Source organism: Streptomyces sp. NPDC093801 (assembly GCF_040701585.1).
Classification (GTDB): Bacteria; Actinomycetota; Actinomycetes; order Streptomycetales; family Streptomycetaceae; genus Streptomyces.
Genome location: NZ_JBFBDP010000013.1, coordinates 142,224 through 164,039 on the forward strand (window position 1 = coordinate 142,224; position 21,816 = coordinate 164,039).

Sequence of the window (21,816 nt, forward strand, 5' to 3'; positions counted from 1 at the left end):
CTGACCTCCACCATCGTCTGGGCCGCGTGCGTCATCCACGTGCCCGCCGCCTCGCCGTACCGGCCCAGCAGAAGCGTCGCGCTGCCCGCTCGGCTCACCCAGTCCTGGTAGGCGTGGGCCGCCTCGCCCTCCCAGCCCGCCACCCGGTGCCGCTTGAGGCTCTCGCCGATCTCGGTGATCGCCTCCGCCGCCTTCGCCAGCTGGGCGGCGCGCGCCCTGACCGTCTCGGGGTCGAGGGAGGCGATCATCGCGAGCAGCTGTTCGTGCGAGTAGCCCTCGAAGTCCGTCACCGGCATCAGATCACGCCCTTCGACGTACTCGGTGACGGCACGGGAGAGGTGTTCCGCCGCTCCTGCCGTGCCAGCGGGTCGCGGTCCGGGACGTAGTCCGCCTTGGAGCGCCCGACGAGGGCCCGCATCCTCGTCCGGGTCTCCTCGTCCACCGCCCCGTAGCCCTTGCCCGCCGTCAGGATCGCGATGCCCAGCGCCTCGATCTGGCCCGCCAGGCCCTGCGAGAGCTTCTGGAGCTGCCCGTGGACCGTGCCGTAGGCCGCGTACAGCGCCTCCGCCTCCGCGAAGCCCGTCCCGAGGGCGCCGGCGGGGAGGGTGCCGTGGGCGAGCCTGCGGGCGTCCGCCTCCGAGGCGTCCAGGGTCTTCAGCAGGGCGTCGACCCGGTTCTTGCAGGCGGTCATCGACTCGTACTCGACCTCCAGCGCCCTCGCCTGGAGCCTCAGCGCGTCCGCCACGCCCCCGGCGACACCGGCACCGGCACCGGCACCGGCACCGGCGTTGTCCCCTGCCACGACGCCCTCCCCGTCCGCACGCCCGCGCGTGCCGCACCCTCCGGCATTCTAACGGTCGGTGACGGCGTGCATGCGGGGAGTGGCGTCAGGGGTTCGGGGTCGCGACCGCCGCCGAGGGGCGGATCGGGATCCTGTTGACCGGCCGCCCGGTCGCCGCGCGCACCGCCGAGGCCACCGCCGCCGGCGTCGTCACCACCGGGACCGCGCTCGCGGCCTTCGCGCCGAACGGGGCCACCACGTCCCGCTCCTCCACCAGCCGGACGATCCGCACCGCCGGGGCGTCCAGGGAGGTCGGCAGGGCGTAGCCCGTCAGGTCGGGGTGGCGGACGAGGCCCGCGACCGAGCGGAGGTTCTCCGTCAGGGCCGCGCCCACGCCCTGGGTGACGCCCGCCTCGATACGGGCCTCCAGCTGGCGGGGGTTGAGGATGCGGCCCACGTCCTGCGCGACGGCCAGCTCCACCACCCGGACCGTGCCGAGTTCGATGTCCACGTCGACCACCGCGCGGATCGCGCAGAAGGCCAGGCCGACGAAGGCGTCGCCCTGCCCGTGGTCGTCGAGCGGCTCCGTCGGGTGCGGGCGGCACTGGGCCGTGGCCCAGAGCTCCTTGCCCTGTATGGCCTCCGCGACCGGCATGGAGAAGGCGCCGTCGTACGAGGTGATCCGGCCGTCGGCGATCTGGAGGAGCTCGGTCGACATGCCGAGCTTGTGGGCCATCGGCTGGAGCAGCTGCGTGCGGACCATCTTCGCGGCCCGTTCGACGGCCCCGCCCGAGACCCAGGTGTGGCGGCCGTGGGCGGAGGGGCCGGCCGGCGGCTGGTCGGTGTCGACGGGGGCGGTGGCCACCTCGTCGACGCCCAGCACCTCCTGGACGATCTGCCGCGCGAGCGTGGCGAAGCCCTGACCGGTGTCGACGGCCGCGCAGATGACGGTGGCGGTGCCGCCCACCACCTTCACGGTGGCGGTGGACACCTCGTCGGCGCCCTCCGCGCCGAGCATGTGGACCATGCCCACGCCGTACCCGACCCCGCGCCGCACCGCGCCGGGCTCGCCCGCGCCCTCGGGGCCGCCGGGCAGCAGCCAGTCCTCCTCCGGGGAGTCCTTCGGGAGGGAGGGCAGCGGGAAGTCGCGGACGGCGCGCAGGAGTTCGGCCACGGGCGCGGGGCAGGTGACCGTCTGGCCGGTGGGGAGCAGGTCGCCGGTGGCGAGGACGTTGCGCAGGCGCAGCTCCGCGCCGTCGATGCCGAGGGCGGCCGCGAGCTTGTCCATCTGGCCCTCGTAGGCCGCGCAGACCTGCATGGCGCCCTCGCCCCGGACGTGGCCCGAGGGGGGGTTGTTCGTACGGACGGCCCAGCCCTCCACGAAGGCGTGCGGGACGACGTACGGGCCGCACGCGAAGGCCACGGCCGCCGCGAGGGACTCGGCGGAGGCGTCGGCGTAGGCGCCCGCGTCCATCAGGATCTGCGCCTCGACCTTGACCAGCCGGCCCTCGGCGTCCGCGTGGTGGCGGTAGCGCAGCAGGGTCGGGTGGCGGTGGGCGTGGCCGAGGAAGGACTCCTCGCGGGTGGCGGCCAGTTTGACGGGGCATCCCGTGCGCAGGGCGAGGAGGCCGAGCGGGAGCTGGAAGGCGGGGTCCTCGCGGTCGGCCGTCGCGCCGGGGACGCCGGTGACGACGACGCGGACGCGGTCCGGGTCGAGGCCGAAGCAGGCGGCGGCGAGGTCGCGGTCGGTGTGCGGGTCGGTGGAGGCGGTGTAGAGCTCGACGCCGCCGTCGGGACGGGGCACGGCGAGGCCGGCCTCGGCCCCGATGGGGGCCGGGTCCTGGCGGCCGATGCGGTAGAGGCCCTCGACGACGACCTCGCCGGTCGCCTCCGGGTCGCCGTAGCGCAGCGGGATGTGCCGGATCAGGTTGCCGTCCGGGTGGAGCGGGGCGGCGCCGAAGGCCTGCTCGGGGTCGGTGACGGCGTCGAGGAGCTCGTACTCGACGGCGATGGCCGCGGCCGCGAGGCGGGCCGTGTCGGGGTGGTCGGCGGCGACGGCGGCGATGGGCTCGCCGTGGTGGCGTACGACGTCGTGGGCGAAGACCGGCCGGTCGGCGATGCGGCGGCCGTGGGTGGTGGCGCCGGGGACGTCGGCGTGGGTGATGACGGCGCGGACGCCGGGCATCTCGGCGGCGGCCGAGGTGTCGATGGAGCGGATGCGGGCGTGGGCGTGCGGGGAGCGCAGGACGGCGGCCCACAGCAGGCCCTCGGCCCACAGGTCGGCGGCGTAGGGGAAGGTGCCCTCGGTCTTGGCGCGGGTGTCCGCCGCGGGGACGGAGGCTCCGATTCCGCGCACGGGGCGCTGCTGCTCGCCGCCGCCGTCACCGTCGCCGTCGGCGCCGACGTTGATCGTCGCCATGGTCATGGTGGTGGTGGTCGTGGTCGTCGCCGTGGCCGCGTCCTGCCCGCTCACGCCATGCCTCCGTTGTGGTGGATCCCGTTGGTGCCGTCGAAACCGCCGGTGCCGGTGGGGCCTGTGTGGCCGGTGTGGCCTGTGTGACCCGTGTGACCCGCGTTCCCGTCGAAGCCGCCGGTGCCGGGGGCGCCGTCGAAACCGTGCGCGCCGGGGGCGGGAGCGCCGGTCGTGCCGAACCCGTCGAACCCGTGGCCGCCGTCGTACCCGTTGGTCCCGTCGTACCCGTTGGCCACCTCGAAGCCATTGGCCCCGTTGGCCCCGTCGTACCCGTTGGCCACCTCGAAGCCATTGGCCCCGTTGGCCCCGTCGAACCCGTTGGCCACCTCGAAGCCATTGGCCCCGTTGGCCCCGTCGAACCCGTTGGCCACCTCGAACCCGTTGGCCCCGTCGAACCCGGTCGCGCCGGTCGCGTCGAAGCCGTGGGCCGCGGCGGTCCCGTCGGCCATCGGCATCGCGGCCGCCCCGTCGACCGCGCCGGAGGCGTCGAAGCCGTTGCCGCCCAGCGTGCCGTTCGGGCCGGGCGCCGCCGGGTCGAACGCGCCGGACGCGTCGAAGCCGTTGCCCCCCAGGGTCCCGTTCGGGCCGGGCGCCGTGGCGTCGAAGGCGCCGGAGGCGTCGAAGCCGTTGCCGCCCAGCGTGCCGTTCGGGCCGGGGACCGCCGCGTCGAAGGCGCCGGACGCGTCGAAGCCGTTGCCGCCGAAGGTGCCGTTCGGGCCCGGGGCGTCGAAGGCGTGCACGCCGCCCTCGCCCGGCTGCGCCTGGTGCGGGATGAGCGGCTCCGCGGGGGCCTCGGCCGGCTGCGCCGCGGCGGCCTCGCGCTCCGCGATGACCTCGCGGACCGCCTCGACCACGCCCTTGTAGCCCGAGCAGCGGCAGAGGTTGCCGCACAGCGCCTGCCGGGTCTCCAGTTCGCTGGGAGCGTGGTTGCCCTCCAGCAGGTCATGGATGGTCATGGCCATGCCGGGTACGCAGAACCCGCACTGCACCCCGCCCGACCTGCACAACGCCTGCTGCACGTCGGAGAGTTCCCCGTCCGTGGCCAGGCCCTCGACCGTGCGCACCTCGGACCCGGCCGCCGTCGCCGCCGGGACCAGGCAGGAGGCGACGAGCCGCCCGTCGACCTGGACCGCGCAGGCCCCGCACTCGCCCTGCGAGCAGCCGTCCTTGGCGCCGGCCAGGCCGAGCCGCTCGCGCAGCACGTAGAGCAGGGACTCGCCGATCCAGGCGCCGGTGACGGGCCGGTCGGCGCCGTTGACGCGCAGGACGTACGAAGCCGCCGGGTGCTCGTGGTGGGCGACGGCGGAGTGCCGTTCCTCCTCGTACGCCGCCTGCCCGAGCGGGAACTCCCCGGTGTCGTGCGCGGCCGGTGCCGCCACGGCGCCGTCGGCGCCGTCCTCGTCCGGCGCGGGAGCGGGCTCCGCTTCGGCGGGGGCGGCGGGCGCCTCCGCGAAGCCGTGTCCGTGCGCCCCGTCGGGGGCCTGGGCCGGTGCGGGCCCCGCCTCCGGCGCGGCGCCGGCGTCCTCGGCCTCCGCCGGGCGCGGCCGCTCGTCGCCGGCCGGCGGCTGCACCGGGCCGTGGCCGTGGGAGGCCTCGATGTCGGGGGCGGCCTCCAGAACGGTCTCGGGCTCCGGCCCGGCCTGGGGGTGGCCCTCCGGCAGCGGGGTCCCGACACCGGGACCGCCGAGCACCCTCGGACCGCGTCCCGCCGCCCCGTGCGCCCCCGGGGCACCGCCGCCCGGCAGCACGCCGGAGCTCAGCAGCGCCTCGGGCGCGCCCGCCGGGTCCGCACCCGGTCCGGGCTGCTCCTCGGGCGCCGCCCAGGGGGCCGCAGCCCCGCCCGGCAGGGTCACGGGGACCTGGCCCCAGCCGGCGTCCAGGGCGCCGGCCCGGAACTCGCCGGTCCCGCCGGCCATGTCGCCGGCCCCGGCCCCGGCTCCGGCCGCCCCGCCGGCCGTGTCCCCGGCGCCGGTCAGGTCGGCCGGCAGCGTCCAGTGCCCGGTGGCCGCGGGGTCCTCGTCCCGGTGCAGCGCGTCCGGGAACTGCCACTCCGCCGTCGCCCCCGGGTCCGGTTCGGCCTGCGGGTCGGCGTACTGCCGCAGGTGCGGCTCGGCGTGCTGTCCGGCGTGCTGCGCGGCCCCGTGGGCGCCCGCGTGGGAGGCGAGGTGGGAGCCCGGCTGCACGCCCGGGTGGACGGCGTCGGGCTGCGCCCCGCCGTGGAACTCCGCCTGCGCCTCGGGCTCGGCCGCCGCGAAGGCGGCCGCCACCGACGCCGGGAGCGGGATGGAGGCCGGGATCGGCGCGCGGGCCGGCGCCTGCGCGGCCGCACCGGGGGCCTGCGCGGGCGCCCCGCCCGCGTCGGGCCACTGGGCCGGCATCGTCCAGGTCCCGGTGGCGCTGGGGTCCGTACTGCCGGACGAGCCCAGCGGCATGATCATCGGCGGCGGCACGAACCCGTGCCCGGGCGCCGCCAGGGGCTCCCCGCTGTCGAGCGCGTCCAGCATGTCCTGCGGCAGCTGCACGAAGGCGGTCGCGTCGGAGTCGTAGTCGCCCCCGTGCGGTACCGGCTCCCAGCCCCAGCCGGCCCCCGCGGCGCCGCCGTTCCCCGTGTTCCCCGTGTCCCCGGTCGTTCCGCTCACGTTCTCGTTCTCACTCATGAGGTCAGCGCCCTCCCCAGGGCCCTGCGCGCCAGCACGGCGACGGTCCGCCGCAGATGCAGTACTCCGGCGGAGACCTGCTGCCCCTGGTCGGGCACGCACGCCGCCGCGACGTACTCGCCGAAGGCCTCCAGGGCCTCCGGGGCCAGGCTCCGGTCCCCGTCCCAGTCGATCAGCGAGGCCACCCACTGCTCGGCCTCCAGCGGCCGCAGCGGCATCGGGGCCACCGCGCCGATCGCGCACCGCACGCCCCGGCGCGCGGGATCCAGCACGAGTCCCACAGACGCCACCGCCCGCCCGGGCCCGGTGCGGCCCGTGGCCTTCAGGAAGACCTGCGGCGCGTGCAGCAGCGGCACCCGGACGAAGCCGATCAGCTCGCCCGGCCGCAGCATGTCCCGCCCGGCCAGCAGGTGGGAGACGGGGATCTCGCGCTGCGAGCCACCGGGGCCGACGATGACCAGCACCGCCTCCAGCGCGGCCAGCACGGGCAGCGCGTCACCGGTCGGCGCGGCCGTCGCGATGTTGCCGCCGAGGGTGCCGGCGTTGCGGATCTGCGGCGGGCCGGCCGCCCGCGCGGCCGCGGCCAGCGCCGGGATCAGAGCGGCGAAATCCGGCCGCCCCATCCGGGCGTGCGTCAGACCGGCGCCGAGCAGCGCGTGCCCGTCCTGGTACTGCCAGCCGCGGATCTCGCTGATCCGCCCGAGGCCCACCAGCGCGGCGGGCCGCAGCAGTCCGGCGTTGACGGCGGCCATGAGGTCGGTGCCGCCGGCCACCGGGACGGCCGCGGGCATGGCGGCGAGCGCCGCGACGGCCTCGTCGAGCGAGGCCGGCAGCATCACGGACTGCGCCGCCTGCCCCGGCGACGCGTGCGGGGTGTGCGGCCCCTGAGCCGAATGCGGTGTGTGCGGTGCGTGCGTGGTCAACCCAGCTGCCCCTTCCCGATGTCCCGGTCCCGGCGCTCACGCCTGTCCGCCGTACGGTACGTGCTCACCGCCGGGACGTGGCAACTCTGGCACATCTTCGGGAGCGCCCGGCGCGAGGGTCTCCCGCGCACCACCGGCCCGGCGGGGCGCGGGTCCGGCGGCGGCGCGGCCGGTCCACCTCCCGTACGCCCTCGGTTCATGCCCGTCACGCCCCGTCCGAGCCCCCGGCGCACTCCGCCCCGCACCCTCCGGAACCCGTTCCCGGCGCCTTCGTACGACGTCGACCCGAACGTCCGTTTTCCCCCGTATCGGCCATGTTCGAGCGACAGTTCCAAAGGTTTCCGAAGAGTTCCGCTTCCGGTCGCCGGAGGCGCGGGCGGGTGCGCGCGCACCCCCGTGCGCCCCGGTCACACGATCGGAGGCGCGCCCTCGACCGGGCGCCCCCGCACCCCCGGACGCCGCTGCCACGGCAGGGGGCCGCCCGGTGGCCGGTAGTCGACCCCGAGGGCGTCCAGACGCGCCCGGTGGGCCCGCTCGCGCGCCTCGAAGCCGGCCCAGTCCCGGGATTCCGGTTCCGGCAGCCGCGACCACACCACCTCCGCGAAGGCCGCCAGCCGGGGGAACACCTGGTAGTCGACCCGCCCCTGGTGCTCCATCACCTCGGTCCACACGTTGGCCTGGGCGCCCAGCACGTGCGCGGCGGCCTCGGGCGACAGCTTCGGCGGCACCGGCTCGAAGCGGTAGACGTCCTCCAGGGAGCGCACGTACCCGATGGGCACCGGCTCGTCGGGGCCGTCCGCCTGACGGTGGTCCAGGTACACCTGCTGCTCGGGGCACATCACCACGTCGTGTCCGGCCTCGGCGGCGGCGATCCCGCCCGCGTAGCCGCGCCAGGAGGAGACGGCCGCGCCCTCCGCGAGCCCGCCCTCCAGGATCTCGTCCCAGCCGATGAGCCGGCGGCCCCGGTCGGCGAGCCAGCGGTCGAAGTGCCGGATGAACCAGGACTGGAGCCCGTCCTCCCCGTCCACGCCCAGCTCCCGGATGCGCGCCTGCGCCGTCGCCGAGGCCCTCCACTGCGCCTTCGGGCACTCGTCGCCGCCCACGTGCACGAACGGCGAGACCTCGGGCGGGAACAGCTCCAGCAGTTCCTCGAAGACCTCCTCGTAGAAGCGCAGGACCTCCTCGGTCGGCGCGAGCACGTTCTCGCTGACGCCCCAGTCGTCCCACACCCCCAGGGCGGCGGTGTCCACGACGTCCGCGTTGCCCAGCCAGGGGTAGGCGGCGATCGCGGCCTGGGAGTGCCCGGGGATGTCGATCTCGGGGACGATCCGCACGTGCCGCTCGGCCGCGTAGGCGACGATCTCGCGGAGGTCGTCCCGGCTGTAGAAGCCGCCGTGCGGGGTCTCGTTCCACAGCGGGGACGCCCGGTGCCCCCACCGGCTGCGGGCCCGCCAGGAGCCGGTCCGCGTGAGGTTCGGGTGGCGCCGGATCTCGACGCGCCAGCCCTGGTCGTCCGTCAGGTGCAGGTGGAGCACGTTGAGCTTGTGCGCGGCCAGCAGGTCGATGTAGCGCAGCACCCCGTCCTTGGGCATGAAGTGCCGGGCCACGTCCAGCAGCAGCCCGCGCCAGCCGAAGCGCGGGGCGTCGGCGATGCGGGCGTACGGCAGGTCCCAGGTCCGTCCGGGCCGCAGCGGCGCGCGCCGGTAGGCGTCGGGGCCGAGCAGCTGACGCAGCGTCTGGGCCGCCCAGAACAGCCCGGCCGCGTCCCCGCCGGTCAGCTCGACGCCGTCGGCGCCGATCTCCAGCCGGTACGCCTCGGGCCCCTCGCCGTCCGGGGCGGCGGGGTCCACCCGCAGCCGTACGTCGCCCCGCGCGCCCGCCGCGGCCGGCGGCAGCGCCCATCCGGTGGCGGCGCCGAGCTCCCGGCGCAGCCAGCGCGCCACGCCCTCGGCGCCCGGGCCGGCATCGAGCAGCGGCTCCGGCCCGAAGGCGTAGCGGCGGCCCTGCGGGTCGGGAACGGCCGTCCGGGGTACGGGGATCAGGTCCATGCGTCAGCCCCTCACAGCAGAGCGCTCGTCGCCGCCGACCCTAGCCGCGCCGCCGGGCCCGGGAAAGGCTCGCGGGGCGAAGGGTCCGGACGGACGAAGGGTCCGGACAGCGGGAAGGCCCCCGGGGCGCACACGTGCGCCCCGGGGGCCTTCCCGGCGGTGGACCGGACCCGGTTACTGGTCCTTGCCGCCCTTGTCCTTGTCGCCGCCGGCGCCCATGGAGTCGTAGATCTCCTTGCACATGGGGCAGACGGGGTACTTCTTCGGGTCGCGGCCCGGCACCCAGACCTTGCCGCAGAGCGCGACGACGGGGGTCCCGTCGAGGGCGCTCGCCATGATCTTGTCCTTCTGGACGTAGTGGGCGAAGCGCTCGTGGTCGCCGTCGCCGTGGGACACCACCGGCGTCGGCTCTACGAGGGTCCCCGTACCAGTCCCGCGCTCGGGCTCAAGAGTGCTCATAAAAACCAGGGTACTGAACCCCGCCGGGGTCAGTTCAGCGACGGGTCGTCCAGATAGGTGGCGACCATCGCGAGCTCGCTGCGCTGGCGGCGCAGCACCGCGCGCCACAGCCGTTCGGGGTCGGGGAAGGAGACGTCTCCGGGCTCGGAGTCCACGACGTACCAGGCGCCGTCGCCCAGCTCGGCCTCCAGCTGGCCGGGCCCCCAGCCGGAGTAACCGGCGAAGATGCGCAGGCCCCCGAGGGCCGCGGCGAGCAGTTCCGGCGGGGTCTCCAGGTCGACGAGCCCGATGGCCCCGTGCACCCGGCGCCAGCCGAGGGGGCCCTCCTCACCGGGTATCACCGCGACGCCCAGGGCCGAGTCCAGGGCGACCGGGCCGCCCTGGAACACCACGCCGGGGTCGCCGGCGAGCGGGGCCCACGGCAGCAGGATGTCGCGGACGTCCACGGGGGTGGGCCGGTTGAGGACCACGCCGAGGGAGCCCTGCTCGTCGTGGTCGAGCAGCAGCACCACCGCGCGGTCGAAGTTCGGATCCGCGAGGGCGGGGGTGGCCACGAGCAGCCGCCCTGTGAGGGAGGACACCTCGGTCATGGGCACATGATCTCGCACAATCGCCCTCCGGGGGGAGCGGGCGGCCGGATCGGACCCGGCACCGCCCGGGGCGCACGGCTGCAGAGGGGAGCGCGCGCCGCCCCACCCGCCGGAACGCAACACTCCGCTACCTGGCGGACACCGTACGTGGTGTACCGAATTCATGACAGTCCTACGGCCCCGTCACCCATACAAACAAGGGGGTGGTGGCCCTTACCCTTACGTCTGGTCCCCTGCCCATCCACTCCGGAACGCGAGATCCATGACCGGCAACGATGTCCTGCTTGTCCACGGCGGAACCCCGCTCGAGGGCGAGATCCGTGTCCGCGGTGCGAAGAACCTCGTGCCGAAGGCCATGGTGGCCGCCCTGCTCGGCAGTGAGCCGAGCCGGCTGCGCAATGTTCCCGACATCCGTGACGTGCGGGTCGTGCGCGGTCTGCTCCAGCTGCACGGCGTGACCGTGCGCCCCGGCGAGGAGCCGGGCGAGCTGGTCCTCGACCCCACCCACGTCGAGAGCGCGAACGTCGCCGACATCGACGCGCACGCGGGCTCCTCCCGCATCCCGATCCTCTTCTGCGGCCCGCTGCTGCACCGCCTCGGCCACGCCTTCATCCCGGGCCTGGGCGGCTGCGACATCGGCGGCCGGCCGATCGACTTCCACTTCGACGTGCTCCGCCAGTTCGGCGCGACCATCGAGAAGCGCGAGGGCGGCCAGTACCTGGAGGCCCCGCAGCGCCTTCGCGGATGCAAGATCCGCCTGCCCTACCCGTCGGTCGGCTCGACCGAGCAGGTCCTGCTGACGGCCGTGCTGGCCGAGGGCGTGACCGAGCTCAGCAACGCCGCCGTGGAGCCCGAGATCGAGGACCTCATCTGCGTGCTGCAGAAGATGGGCGCGATCATCTCCATGGACACCGACCGGACCATCCGGATCACCGGTGTCGACCGCCTGAGCGGCTACAACCACAAGGCGCTCCCGGACCGCCTGGAGGCGGCGTCCTGGGCGTCCGCGGCCCTGGCGACCGGCGGCAACATCTACGTCCGCGGCGCGCAGCAGCGCTCGATGATGACGTTCCTGAACACCTTCCGAAAGGTCGGCGGCGCCTTCGAGATCGACGACGAGGGCATCCGCTTCTGGCACCCGGGCGGCCCGCTCAACGCCATCGCGCTGGAGACCGACGTCCACCCCGGCTTCCAGACCGACTGGCAGCAGCCGCTGGTCGTGGCCCTGACGCAGGCCTCCGGCCTGTCGATCGTCCACGAGACGGTCTACGAGTCCCGCCTCGGCTTCACCTCGGCGCTCAACCAGATGGGCGCGCACATCCAGCTGTACCGCGAGTGCCTGGGCGGCAGCGCCTGCCGCTTCGGCCAGCGCAACTTCCTGCACTCGGCGGTCGTCTCCGGCCCCACCAAGCTGCAGGGCGCCGACCTGGTCATCCCCGACCTGCGCGGCGGGTTCTCGTACCTGATCGCGGCGCTGGCGGCCGAGGGCACCTCGCGCGTCCACGGCATCGACCTGATCAACCGCGGCTACGAGAACTTCATGGAGAAGCTCGTCGAGCTGGGCGCCAAGGTCGAGCTGCCCAACGGCGACCTGGTCTGACACCCCGTCCCGGTGATCGGGAACGATCACCGGGGCACATCCGTCCGGATCTTCCCCTCCCGGGGCCCACAAGGCCCCTGGGAGGCCTCGGAAGGGCCGGGAAAGGCCTGAGGGCGGCCACCCCGCTGGGGTGGCCGCCCTCGGCCGTTCTACGTACCACTGCCGTCCCGAGGGCCTGTGCGGCCCTCGGCACAAGGGCGGTACTACTTGCCCTTGGCGGCTTCCTTGAGCTTGGAGCCCGCGGAGACCTTCACGCTGTAGCCGGCCGGGATCTGGATGGGGTCGCCGGTCTGCGGGTTGCGCGCGGTGCGAGCGGCACGGTGGGTGCGCTCGAAGGTCAGGAAGCCGGGGATGGTGACCTTCTCGTCGCCCTTGGCGACGATCTCGCCGACGGTCTCGGCGAGCGCGGCCAGAACGGCGTCGGCGTCCTTGCGGGTCACCTCGGCGCGCTCGGACAGAGCGGCCACCAGCTCACTGCGGTTCATGTTGTACTCCCGTGTTCAACTTGCCTTAGAGGCGTGAGATCGAAGCCGATGCTGCCAGGGCCCTAGGACAGTCCCCGGACCCGGGTCTGAACGTCAGACCCTCTCGCCCGGTTACGCATCCTGCCCCCACCAGCGGCGGGAAAGCCAATCCGGCACCCGCCAGGGTCACACGAAAAGCGCCACAGTCACGCCGCAGTGACGCTCCGTCGCACCCAAGGCTCCGATGCCGATGCGGACCGCGCACAGCGCGGACATCCCCGCAACCCTAGAGGCGCCCCGCCGGGCCCGCATCCCGCGACGCGCCGGGATCAGGCCGTGGGGCCCGTCACAGCGGCCTTCTCGGCACCGGCCTGGGCCGCCTTGCGGACGGCGCCGGCGACGGCGCCCGCGACCTTGTCGTTGAAGACGGACGGGATGATGTAGTTCGCGTTCAGCTCGTCCCGGCCGACGACGTCGGCGAGGGCGGTGGCGGCGGCCAGCATCATGTCGGTGTTCACGGTCCGGGACTGGGCGTCCAGGAGGCCGCGGAAGACACCGGGGAAGACCAGCACGTTGTTGATCTGGTTCGGGAAGTCCGAGCGGCCGGTGGCCACGACGGCGGCGGTCTGGCGCGCGACGGCCGGGTCCACCTCCGGGTCCGGGTTCGCGAGCGCGAACACGATGGCGCCCTCGGCCATGGCGGCGACGTCCTCGCCGGAGAGCACGTTGGGGGCGGAGACGCCGATGAAGACGTCGGCGCCGACCACGGCCTCCTTGAGGGTGCCGGTGTAGCCCTCGGGGTTGGTGTTGTCGGCGATCCAGCGCAGCGGGGAGTCCGGCGCGGCGTCGACCAGGTCGGGGCGGCCGGCGTGCACGACGCCGTGGATGTCGGCGCTGACGGCGTTCTTCACGCCGGCGGCGAGGAGCAGCTTGAGGATGGCCGTACCGGCGGCACCGGCGCCCGACATGACGACCTTGACGTCCTCAACTGCCTTGCCCACGACGCGCAGTGCGTTGGTGAGGGCGGCGAGGACGACGATGGCGGTGCCGTGCTGGTCGTCGTGGAAGACGGGGATGTCGAGGGCCTCGCGCAGCCGGGCCTCGATCTCGAAGCAGCGGGGCGCGGAGATGTCCTCCAGGTTGATGCCGGCGAAGCCGGGGGCGATCGCCTTGACGATGGCCACGATCTCATCGGAGTCCTGGGTGTCCAGGCAGATCGGCCAGGCGTCGATGCCGGCGAAGCGCTTGAAGAGGGCCGCCTTGCCCTCCATGACGGGCAGCGCGGCCATCGGGCCGATGTTGCCCAGGCCCAGGACGGCGGAGCCGTCGGTCACGACTGCGACGGAGTTGCGCTTGATGGTCAGGCGGCGCGCGTCCTCGGGGTTCTCGGCGATGGCCGTGCACACGCGGGCGACGCCCGGGGTGTAGATCATCGACAGGTCGTCACGGTTGCGGATGGGGTGCTTGGACGACATCTCGATCTTGCCGCCGAGGTGCATCAGGAAGGTGCGGTCGGAGACCTTCCCGAGGCTGACGCCCTCGATGCCGCGCAGCTTCTCGACGATCTCGTCGGCGTGGGCGGTGGAGGTCGCGGCGATGGTGACGTCGATACGGAGCTTCTCGTGGCCGGAGGCGGTCACGTCGAGGCCGGTGACCGAGCCTCCGGAAGACTCCACGGCGGTGGTGAGCTGGGAGACCGCGGTTCCGCTCGCGGGCACTTCCAGGCGGACCGTCATCGAATACGAGACGCTGGGCGCCGTTGCCATGGCCGTGTTCCTCTTCTGTCCCTGGTTCTTCTGTAAGCACAGGGTCCCGCGCGGCGCCACCCGTTCGATGGCAGGTTCGGCAGGACCTGTTGTCCGATCGTCCCACCTACCAGCCGGTACAAGGTAACCAGCTACAAATTTCGGAAGAACACTTCCACCATACGAGAGAACTCCGGGTGTTGGAATGGTGGGTACACACAAAACAGGTCCGCGCCCTCCTTGAACGGAGGGCGCGGACCTGGTGTTCCGACTAAGACACCGACCCGCCATGCTCGCCTCGCGGCAAGTGGTCGCTCTAAGCGACGAAGGTTGGGCCCGGGGGCTTGGATCGAGCCGGTGTCGTACCCAGGCTAACAAAGGATCGCCGGAAGCGGTCCCCCCTCCCGCGAGTTGGAGGCCGCCGTCACGCTCCCGGCCGCGGGCCGTTCGGCCGCAGGCCCGGATCAGGGGCGCAGCAGCTCCGGCACCCCGTTCCCGTCCGGGGAGTCGCCCTCCGCCGAGACCACCGTCAGCTGCTGCGTGGCGCGCGTCAGCGCCACGTACAGCACGCGCAGGCCCGCCGGGGACTCCGCCGCGATCTCCGCCGGGGAGACCACCACCGTCGCGTCGTACTCCAGGCCCTTCGCCTCCAGGCTGCCCAGCGCCACCGCCCGCTCGCCCAGGTCGGCGAGCCAGCCCGCCGCCTCGGCGCGCCGGTCCATGGCCACGACCACGCCGACCGTGCCGTCCACCTGGCCCAGCAGCCGCCGGGTCTCCTCCCGCACCGCCGCCCCGAGGTCCTCTCCGGCGGTCGTGAAGCGGGGCTCCAGGCCCGTCGAGCGCACCGCCGTCGGCGGCTCCATCCCCGGCATCGCCAGCTCCAGCACCCGCGAGGCCACCTCGGCGACCTCGGCCGGGTTGCGGTAGTTCACCGTCAGCGTGAACCTCCGGCGCGGCCGGCTGCCCAGCGCCTCGTCACGGGCGGCGGCCGCCTCGTCCGGATCCGTCCAGGAGGACTGCGCCGGGTCCCCGACCACCGTCCAGGTGCCCGTACGGCCCCGCCGGCCCACCATCCGCCACTGCATCGGCGTCAGGTCCTGGGCCTCGTCCACGATCACGTGCGCGTACTCGGTCCGCTCCGCCGCGATCCGCTCGGCCCGCTCCCAGGTGGTCTCCTCACGGGTCGGCATCAGCTCCTCCAGCCCGCTGAGCTGGTCCAACGGGTCCATCTCCCGCTTGCGCCTCGGCCGCGCGGGCGCGCCGAGGAGCTGCTGGAGCTCGTCGAGCAGCGCCACGTCGTGCACCGAGAGGGGCCCGGAGCCGTCCGCGCCGACCCGGCGCAGCGAACGCGCCAGCTGGCGGGTCTCGCGCGGGTTCAGGTCCCGGCGCGACCAGCGGCCCAGGCGCCGCTCGTCGGCCATGGCGGCCAGCACCCGGCGCGGGGTGAGCTCCGGCCACCAGGCGTTCAGGAAGCCGAGGAAGTCGTCCTCGGTGGAGATGTCCTCGTCGAAGGCGCTGCGCAGCTCGGCGGCCAGCTCCGGGTCGCTGTGCCGGCCGGACGCGCCGGTCTTCGCGTACAGGGCGTCCAGCAGCAGCTTGCGGGCGCGCGGGCGCAGCAGGTTCACGGGGGCGGTGCCGCCCAGCACGTTCTGCCGGATCCGGTTCAGCTCCGGGGCCTCCAGCTCGACGCGGCGGCCGAAGGCCACCACGCGCAGCCGCTCCGGGGCGTCGCCCAGCTCCAGCGCGCCGCGCACCGCCTTGCGGAGCACCTTGAGCATGCGCGAGGAACCCTTGACCCGGGCCACGGCGGGTTCGTCGTACGTGGTCGCCTCGGCGCCGTCGACGAGGGAGCCGAGCGCCCGGATCGCGACCTGGCCCTCCTCGCCGAGCGAGGGCAGCACGCCCTCGGTGTAGGCGACGAGCAGCGGGGTCGGCGAGACGATCAGGATGCCGCCGGAGTAGCGGCGGCGGTCCTGGTAGAGGAGGTAGGCGGCGCGGTGCAGGGCCACGGCGGTCTTGCCGGTGCCCGGCCCGCCCGCGACCTCCGCGACCGAGGCGGCGGGGGCGCGGATCACCAGGTCCTGCTCGGCCTGGATGGAGGAGACGATGTCCCGCATGGTGTGCGTGCGGGCCCGCCCGAGGGCGGCCATCAGCGCACCGTCGCCGATCGCCGGCAGCTCCCGGCCGCCGAGGGTGGCGGTGACCTCGGGACGCATCAGGTCGTCCTCGACGCCGAGCACCTTGCGGCCCTTGGACCGGATCACCCGGCGGCGGATCACCCGGCCGGGGTCCTTGGGCGTCGAGCGGTAGAACGGCGCGGCCGCGGGGGCGCGCCAGTCGATGACGAGCGGCGCGTAGTCGCTGTCGAGCACGCCGATCCGCCCGATGTGCAGGGTCTCGGCGATGTCGGCGGTGAGGTCGGGCCGGATGGCGTCCTCGGCGGGCTGGACGGAGGTGTAGGCGCCGTCGGGCCCCCGCTCCCCGTCCTTCCCGAGCACGAGGTCGATCCGCCCGAAGAGGAAGTCCTCGAACTCGTTGTTCAGCCGGTTGAGGTGGATCCCGGCGCGGAAGACCTGCGCGTCCCGCTCCGCGAGCGCGCCGGGCGTACCGACCTGGCCGCGCTTGGCGGCGTCGTTCATGAGGAACTCGGCCTCGTGGATCTTCTCCTCAAGGCGTCGGTACACCTGATCGAGATGCGTCTGCTCGACCGCGATCTCCCGATCGCGGACGGAATCCGCCGTGCTGTCGACAGCGGCATTCTGCGCGGCCACCAAGGCCCCCTTCTGACGTGCGTGGGCGACCGTCAACCGTACGCGAACCAGCCCCCACTCCGCACGCCCGGTCCGCGCGGCGGGCCACGCGATCGTCATTTCGTACGAGGCACGGCGGGTCGGGGCCCTCACCCCCGCGAGGCGCCGGGGCGGGTCGGCGGCTGCCCACCCGCCGGGCGGGGCTCCGGGCGGGGCGGGGACTGCACGGTGCGGCGGGCCCCCGGCGGCCCGCGCGCGGGGGATGAAGTCCCGCCCCGCGTGCCGACGTACAAGCCCCCTACGCCACCGCGCCCCGGATCCGGCGTCGGTGGCGGGCCACGCGTTCGCGGTTGCCGCAGACCTCGCTGCTGCACCAGCGGCGGCGGTGGCCGCGGGAGGTGTCCAGGTAGAGGCGGGCGCAGCCGTCGCCGCCGCAGGAGCGGAGCAGGGCCAGGTCGCCGGGGTCGGTGAGGAGCTCCACGGCGTCCCGGGCCACCGTGGCCAGCAGGCCCGCGCATTCGACGCCGCCGCACAGCTCCCGCACCAGGTGCCCCTCCCGGTCCCGTACCGCGCACACCCCCGGCGGGGGCCCCGCGGCTGCGGCGTTGACGCGGGCCAGGGCGTCCTCCTCCCGGCCCGCGCCGGCCAGTTCGGCGCGGACGAGGCGGTCGACGTCGCGGCGCAGCAGGCGGAAGGCCTCGACCCAGTCGGGCCCGAGCCGGCCGAGCGGGGTGCGGTCGGGCACCAGCCCCGCGCCGACCAGCCACAGGCGCAGCTCGTCGCCGTCGCGAAGGGCCTCGGCACCCCGGGGGGTGCGGGTCGCCAGCAGGTCCAGACAGACCCGCCCGGAATCGAACCACATGCCCGTCACCGCCTCGGTCGCCGTGGGACGCCCTCCCAGAGTGCCGTCGCCGACCAGGAAGCGGAAGCCCCCGGGCGGGCTATGCGGGCGGCGGGTCGTCGTGCAGGAGGCGCTGGAAGAGCCGGTGGTCGCGCCAGGCGCCGTTGATGTGGAGGTAGCGGGGGGCGAGTCCGAACTCGACGAAGCCGGCCTTGGCCAGGACCCGCATGGAGGCGGTGTTGTCGACGAGGGTCCCCGCCTCGATCCGGTGCAGCCCGAGCTCGTCGCGGGCCGTGCGGACGACCTCCTCCAGGCCGGCGGTGGCCAGGCCCTTGCCGTGCCAGGGCCGGTCGACCCAGTAGCCGACGCCGCCGCTGCACAGCGGCCCCCGGGCGATGCTGCCGAGGTTCATCGCCCCGACGACCGCGCCGGTCGCCGTCTCCGTGAACACGTACGGGACCAGGCGCCCCCCGTCCCGCTCGTCGAGCATGCCCTCGATGCGCGCCCGCTGTCCCGCCTCGGTGTAGAAGGCCTCGGGCCGCCGGGGCTCGTAGGGGGCCATGTACTCCCGGTTGCGCGCCAGTGCGTCCGCCAGGCCGGCGGCGTCCTCGACGGCCAGGCCCCTCATCTCCACCCCGTTGATGATCATGCGGGCACGCTAGCGGACGGTCCCCGCCCCGCTCCAGCCCCCGCCGTCACCGGGATCCAGCGAGAGCCGGTAGCCGCGCTTGACCACCGTCTGGATCAGGTTCGGCACCCCGAGGGCGGCCCGGAGCCGGGCCATCGCCGTCTCGACGGCGTGCTCGTCGCGCCCGGACCCCGGCAGCGCGCCCAGCAGGTCCGCCCGGGACACCACCCAGCCGGGCCGCCGGGCCAGCGCCGCCAGCAGCGCCATACCGGCCGGCGGCACGGGGCGCAGCCGGTCGTCGACGACCGCCGCGTGCCCCCGGATCTCCAGGCGGTGCCCGGCGACGGGCAGGACCCGCGCCCGTCCCGGGAGTTCCTGGCAGAGCAGCTGCACCAGCGGACCGAGGCGGAAGCGCTCCGGCTGGACGGTGGCCACCGCCTCGCCCTGCAGCGGCAGCGCGGTCACCGGCCCCACGCAGGCCGCGAGCACCGGCCCCCGCAGCGCCTCCAGCACCGCCTCGCGGAGCCCTCGTTCACCGGCGCGGGAGAGCAGGGAGGCGGCGGCGGGCGCGGAGGTGAAGGTGACGGCGTCCACCGACCCGACGGCCACCGCGTCCAGCAGCCGGTCCAGCGGCGCGAGGTCCTCCGGCGGCATCCACCGGTACACCGGCACGGGCACCACCTCGGCCCCGCCGTCCCGCAGCGCCTCCACGAACCCGGGCAGCGGCTCGCCGTGCAGCTGGAGCGCGATGCGCCGCCCGGCGACGGAGCCGGCCAGCAGCCGGTCCAGCACCTCGGCCAGGGACTCGGACCGCGGTGACCAGGCCTCGACCAGCCCGGCGGCCCGTACGGCGCCCTTGACCTTCGGCCCGCGGGCGAGGAGTTCGGTGGCGCGCAGCCGCTCCAGGAGCCGCTCGCCGATCCCCCATCCGTCGGCGGCCTCGATCCAGCCGCGGAAGCCGATGGCGGTGGTGGCGACGACGGCGTCGGGCGGGTTCTCGACGAGCTCCCGGGTGGCGGCCAGCAGCTCGCCGTCATCGGCGAGCGGCACGATCCGCAGCGCGGGCGCGTGGACGACCGCGGCGCCGCGCCGGCGCAGCAGGGCGATCAGCTCGTCCGCGCGGCGCGCGGCGGTGACTCCGACGGTGAAGCCCGCGAGGGGGCCGTGCGTAGCATCGTCCATCGTGGTGACCTGCCTTGCCCAGTACGTCCGTCCCTGAAGCCGACGCCGGCGCCGGCCGGCCTCGACATGGTGGTGACCGAGCCTGCCAACCGGTCGTGTCGGGCTCGGTTCCGCCGTATTTCCGTGCCGTTAACCGCCTTTGGCGCTCCCGGCCCCCCTCACACGGAGGTGAGCCGGGCCTTCGCCCCGCTGCCGGACGCCTCGGGGCCGGCGGCCGGGGCGGCGGCCCGGCGAAGGTATACCGCCCAGGTGACGGCGCAGCACACGGCGTAGAAGCCGAGGAAGGCGACGAAGGCCGCGGTGCCCTCCCCCGAGGCCGAGAAGGCCTCGCGGAAGGCCAGGTTGATGCCGAGTCCGCCGAGCGCGCCGACGGCGCCGATCAGGCCCATGGCGGCTCCGGACAGCCGCCGCCCGTGCGCGGCGGCCTCCTCGCCGCCGAGCCCGCGGGCGAGCGCCTGGGCCTGGAAGATGCCGGGGATCATCTTGTACGTGGAGCCGTTGCCCAGCCCGCTGAGCGCGAACAGGGCGGTGAAGCCGACGAGGAACACCGGCAGGGACTCCCGTACGGAGGCCAGGACGACCAGCCCGGTCGCCGCGGCCATCGCCACGAACGCGCACAGGGTGATCCTCGCTCCGCCGAACCGGTCGGCGAGCGCTCCGCCGACGGGCCGGACGAGCGAGCCGAGCAGCGGGCCGATGAAGGTGAGGGACGCGGCCTGGAGCGGGGTGCGCCCGAACTGGGTCTGGAGGACGAGCCCGAAGGCGAAGCTGTAGCCGATGAAGGAGCCGAAGCAGCCGACGTACAGCAGGGCCATGATCCAGGTGTGCGGCTCGCGGACGGCTTCCCGGACCGCGCCCGCGTCGCCCCGGACGGGGGCCAGGTTGTCCATGCGGGTGAGGGCCAGCGCGGCGGCGGCCACGATCAGCGGGAGGTACGCGGCGAGCAGCAGCCGGGGGTGTCCGGCGCCGGCGGCGGCGATGACGAGCAGCGCGGCGAGCTGGACGACGGGGACGCCGATGTTGCCGCCGCCGGCGTTGAGGCCGAGGGCCCAGCCCTTCTTCCGGAGGGGGAAGAAGGCGTTGATGTTGGTCATGGAGGAGGCGAAGTTGCCGCCGCCCACCCCGGTCAGCGCGGCGACGGCGAGGAAGGTCCCGTACGGGGTACCGGGTTCCATGACGACCAGTGCGGCCGTGGTCGGCACGAGCAGCAGCAGGGCGCTGACGACGGTCCAGTTGCGGCCGCCGAAGCGGGCGACGGCGAAGGTGTAGGGGACGCGGACCAGGGCGCCGACGGCGGTGGCGGTGGCGATGAGGAAGAACTTCCCGGCGGGGTCGATCCCGTAGGCGGGGCCCATGAAGAGCACCATCACGGACCACAGCGACCAGATGGAGAAGCCGATGTGCTCGGAGAAGACGGAGTAGAGGAGGTTGCGGCGGGCGGTGCGCTCGCCGGTCTCCCGCCAGAAGGCCTCGTCCTCGGGGTCCCAGTGTTCGATCCAGCGGCCTCCCCGGCGGCCGCGCGGGCCGTCCTCCCGGCTGCCGCCCCCTTCGTGCGGTGCGGTCGTCGTCGTAGCGGTCATCACACGCCTCCACAGCTGTCGCGTCCGTGGTGACGACGCTAGGAACGGCGCGTTTCGGCCCCGGTCCCCGCCGGATGACCGGGGGGAAACCTTGCTCTCACCCGCCGCGGGCGCCGGATGTGAGCCCTGACGGGAGCCAGGCGTCCGGGGGGAGTTCCAGCCAGCGGTGGGCGTCCTGGAGCTCGGCGGCGGCGCGGGCGAGGGCGTCCAGACCGGGGTGGCGCAGCCCCTCGCGCCACACCATGGACAGCGGGGAGAACGGTACGGGGTCCACGAGGGGCCTTTTGACGCAGCCGGGCACGTCGAGGAAGCCGACGGTGACCAGGACCGGGTTGCGGGTCTTGGCCATCACCCGCATGAACTCCTCCTTGCCCATCGCCACCGGCGCGGGCGGCGCCGGCGCGATGCCCCGCCCGGCGAAGAGCTCGCGGGCCAGCCGGGTCCACTCCAGGGTGCGCGGGTTGCCGGCGCCGGCGTAGACGGTCTCCCCGGCGAGCGCGGCGAGCGGTACGGATTCCAGCGCGGCCAGCGGGTGTTCCTCGGGCAGGAGGACGGCGAGGGGTTCGTGGCGCACGGGCAGGTGCGCGAGCCGGGCCCGCAGGGCGGGGTCCAGGCCGGCGACGTAGCCGAAGGAGACGTCGAGGCGGCCCGCGGCGATCTCGGCGGCGGCGTGGGTGAGGCCGCTCTCGAAGCGGGCCATCAGCTCGTGGCCGGGGGCGAGTCCACGGGCGCGCTCCAGGACGAGGCGGGCGGTGGTGGGGCCGTCGGTGTTGAGGTCGACGAGGAGGGCGGGGGGCGGTCCGGCGAAGGCCGCGGCCAGTTCCCCGTGGGCGCGGAGCACCTCGCGGGCGTGGGGCAGCAGGCGCACCCCGTCGGCGGTGAGCTCGACGGCACGGGTGGTGCGGGTGAACAGGGTGGTTCCCAGGACCTGTTCGAGCCGGCGGACGTCGCGGCTGAGGGCCTGCTGGGCCACGTAGAGGCGGGCGGCGGCGCGGGTGAAGTGCAGTTCCTCGGCGACGGCGAGGAAGCCGCGCAGCAGCCGGGGGTCCACGTCGGGGGAGGTCACCCGGAGAGATTAACAACGAGTCGGCGTGA

16 protein-coding genes are annotated in these 21,816 nt (G+C 74.7%); 1 reads left to right on the forward strand and 15 read right to left on the reverse strand.

Features of this window, described 5'->3' with window-relative positions; all coding sequences use genetic code 11:
• Positions 1–295 precede the first annotated feature (295 nt).
• The 7 genes from AB0469_RS17315 to AB0469_RS17345 form a co-directional block, all read right to left on the reverse strand.
• The gene (locus tag AB0469_RS17315; protein ID WP_366452233.1) at positions 296–802 is read right to left on the reverse strand and encodes a DUF2563 family protein; all 507 of its coding nucleotides are present in this window, start codon (positions 800–802) and stop codon (positions 296–298) included.
• Between the two features lie 85 nt (positions 803–887).
• Complete coding sequence (locus AB0469_RS17320) at positions 888–3,200, reverse strand: xanthine dehydrogenase family protein molybdopterin-binding subunit (RefSeq protein ID WP_366452301.1); 2,313 nt, start codon at positions 3,198–3,200, stop codon at positions 888–890.
• Between the two features lie 50 nt (positions 3,201–3,250).
• Positions 3,251–5,911, reverse strand: coding sequence for a (2Fe-2S)-binding protein (locus tag AB0469_RS17325; RefSeq protein ID WP_366452234.1), 2,661 nt, complete (start codon positions 5,909–5,911; stop codon positions 3,251–3,253).
• Complete coding sequence (locus AB0469_RS17330) at positions 5,908–6,747, reverse strand: FAD binding domain-containing protein (RefSeq protein ID WP_358898343.1); 840 nt, start codon at positions 6,745–6,747, stop codon at positions 5,908–5,910. The genes AB0469_RS17325 and AB0469_RS17330 overlap by 4 nt, the downstream gene beginning before the upstream one ends.
• Before the next feature lie 494 nt (positions 6,748–7,241).
• Positions 7,242–8,882 carry a beta-N-acetylhexosaminidase gene (locus AB0469_RS17335; RefSeq protein ID WP_366452235.1) on the reverse strand — a complete coding sequence of 547 codons (1,641 nt, stop codon included), beginning with the start codon at positions 8,880–8,882 and terminating at the stop codon, positions 7,242–7,244.
• Between the two features lie 174 nt (positions 8,883–9,056).
• On the reverse strand, positions 9,057–9,341 hold the full coding sequence (locus AB0469_RS17340; protein ID WP_042817018.1) for a DUF3039 domain-containing protein: 285 nt from the start codon (positions 9,339–9,341) through the stop codon (positions 9,057–9,059).
• A 29-nt stretch (positions 9,342–9,370) separates the two neighbouring features.
• Entirely contained in the window at positions 9,371–9,931 is a 561-nt protein-coding gene (locus AB0469_RS17345; RefSeq protein WP_266577096.1) for a YqgE/AlgH family protein, read from the reverse strand.
• 262 nt (positions 9,932–10,193) lie between these two features.
• On the opposite strand from AB0469_RS17345, the gene murA reads away from it, so the two are divergent.
• Positions 10,194–11,531, forward strand: coding sequence for a UDP-N-acetylglucosamine 1-carboxyvinyltransferase (murA, locus tag AB0469_RS17350; protein WP_366452236.1), 1,338 nt, complete (start codon positions 10,194–10,196; stop codon positions 11,529–11,531).
• A gap of 203 nt (positions 11,532–11,734) precedes the next feature.
• On the opposite strand, the gene AB0469_RS17355 is transcribed toward murA, so the two are convergent.
• The 8 genes from AB0469_RS17355 to AB0469_RS17390 all read right to left on the reverse strand — a co-directional run bounded on the left by AB0469_RS17355 (position 11,735) and on the right by AB0469_RS17390 (position 21,787).
• Entirely contained in the window at positions 11,735–12,016 is a 282-nt protein-coding gene (locus tag AB0469_RS17355) for an HU family DNA-binding protein (RefSeq protein ID WP_007264399.1), read from the reverse strand.
• A gap of 308 nt (positions 12,017–12,324) precedes the next feature.
• Positions 12,325–13,761 (reverse strand): NAD-dependent malic enzyme, encoded by a 1,437-nt coding sequence (locus AB0469_RS17360; RefSeq protein WP_042817021.1) that lies wholly within the window; start codon positions 13,759–13,761, stop codon positions 12,325–12,327.
• Between the two features lie 443 nt (positions 13,762–14,204).
• Positions 14,205–16,511, reverse strand: coding sequence for a UvrD-helicase domain-containing protein (locus AB0469_RS17365; RefSeq protein WP_366452237.1), 2,307 nt, complete (start codon positions 16,509–16,511; stop codon positions 14,205–14,207).
• A gap of 277 nt (positions 16,512–16,788) precedes the next feature.
• Entirely contained in the window at positions 16,789–17,352 is a 564-nt protein-coding gene (locus AB0469_RS17370) for an ABATE domain-containing protein (protein WP_366452238.1), read from the reverse strand.
• Positions 17,353–17,431: 79 nt separating this feature from the next.
• Positions 17,432–17,980 carry a GNAT family protein gene (locus AB0469_RS17375; protein ID WP_366452239.1) on the reverse strand — a complete coding sequence of 183 codons (549 nt, stop codon included), beginning with the start codon at positions 17,978–17,980 and terminating at the stop codon, positions 17,432–17,434.
• A 9-nt stretch (positions 17,981–17,989) separates the two neighbouring features.
• The gene (locus AB0469_RS17380) at positions 17,990–19,141 is read right to left on the reverse strand and encodes a uroporphyrinogen-III synthase (RefSeq protein ID WP_366452240.1); all 1,152 of its coding nucleotides are present in this window, start codon (positions 19,139–19,141) and stop codon (positions 17,990–17,992) included.
• 158 nt (positions 19,142–19,299) lie between these two features.
• On the reverse strand, positions 19,300–20,721 hold the full coding sequence (locus AB0469_RS17385; RefSeq protein ID WP_366452241.1) for a nitrate/nitrite transporter: 1,422 nt from the start codon (positions 20,719–20,721) through the stop codon (positions 19,300–19,302).
• Positions 20,722–20,818: 97 nt separating this feature from the next.
• Positions 20,819–21,787, reverse strand: coding sequence for a LysR family transcriptional regulator (locus tag AB0469_RS17390; RefSeq protein WP_366452242.1), 969 nt, complete (start codon positions 21,785–21,787; stop codon positions 20,819–20,821).
• Positions 21,788–21,816: the final 29 nt, after the last annotated feature.

Excerpts from the sequence above, each read along its gene's own strand:
- AB0469_RS17320 (WP_366452301.1), bottom strand. The coding sequence starts at position 3,200 with ATGGCGACGATCAACGTCGGCGCCGACGGCGACGGTGACGGCGGCGGC.
- AB0469_RS17325 (WP_366452234.1), bottom strand. The coding sequence starts at position 5,911 with ATGAGTGAGAACGAGAACGTGAGCGGAACGACCGGGGACACGGGGAAC.
- AB0469_RS17330 (WP_358898343.1), bottom strand. The coding sequence starts at position 6,747 with ATGCTGCCGGCCTCGCTCGACGAGGCCGTCGCGGCGCTCGCCGCCATG.
- AB0469_RS17335 (WP_366452235.1), bottom strand. The coding sequence starts at position 8,882 with ATGGACCTGATCCCCGTACCCCGGACGGCCGTTCCCGACCCGCAGGGC.
- AB0469_RS17340 (WP_042817018.1), bottom strand. The coding sequence starts at position 9,341 with ATGAGCACTCTTGAGCCCGAGCGCGGGACTGGTACGGGGACCCTCGTA.
- AB0469_RS17345 (WP_266577096.1), bottom strand. The coding sequence starts at position 9,931 with ATGACCGAGGTGTCCTCCCTCACAGGGCGGCTGCTCGTGGCCACCCCC.
- murA (WP_366452236.1), top strand. The coding sequence starts at position 10,194 with ATGACCGGCAACGATGTCCTGCTTGTCCACGGCGGAACCCCGCTCGAG.
- AB0469_RS17355 (WP_007264399.1), bottom strand. The coding sequence starts at position 12,016 with ATGAACCGCAGTGAGCTGGTGGCCGCTCTGTCCGAGCGCGCCGAGGTG.
- AB0469_RS17360 (WP_042817021.1), bottom strand. The coding sequence starts at position 13,761 with ATGGCAACGGCGCCCAGCGTCTCGTATTCGATGACGGTCCGCCTGGAA.
- AB0469_RS17370 (WP_366452238.1), bottom strand. The coding sequence starts at position 17,352 with ATGTGGTTCGATTCCGGGCGGGTCTGTCTGGACCTGCTGGCGACCCGC.
- AB0469_RS17375 (WP_366452239.1), bottom strand. The coding sequence starts at position 17,980 with ATGATCATCAACGGGGTGGAGATGAGGGGCCTGGCCGTCGAGGACGCC.
- AB0469_RS17380 (WP_366452240.1), bottom strand. The coding sequence starts at position 19,141 with ATGGACGATGCTACGCACGGCCCCCTCGCGGGCTTCACCGTCGGAGTC.
- AB0469_RS17385 (WP_366452241.1), bottom strand. The coding sequence starts at position 20,721 with ATGACCGCTACGACGACGACCGCACCGCACGAAGGGGGCGGCAGCCGG.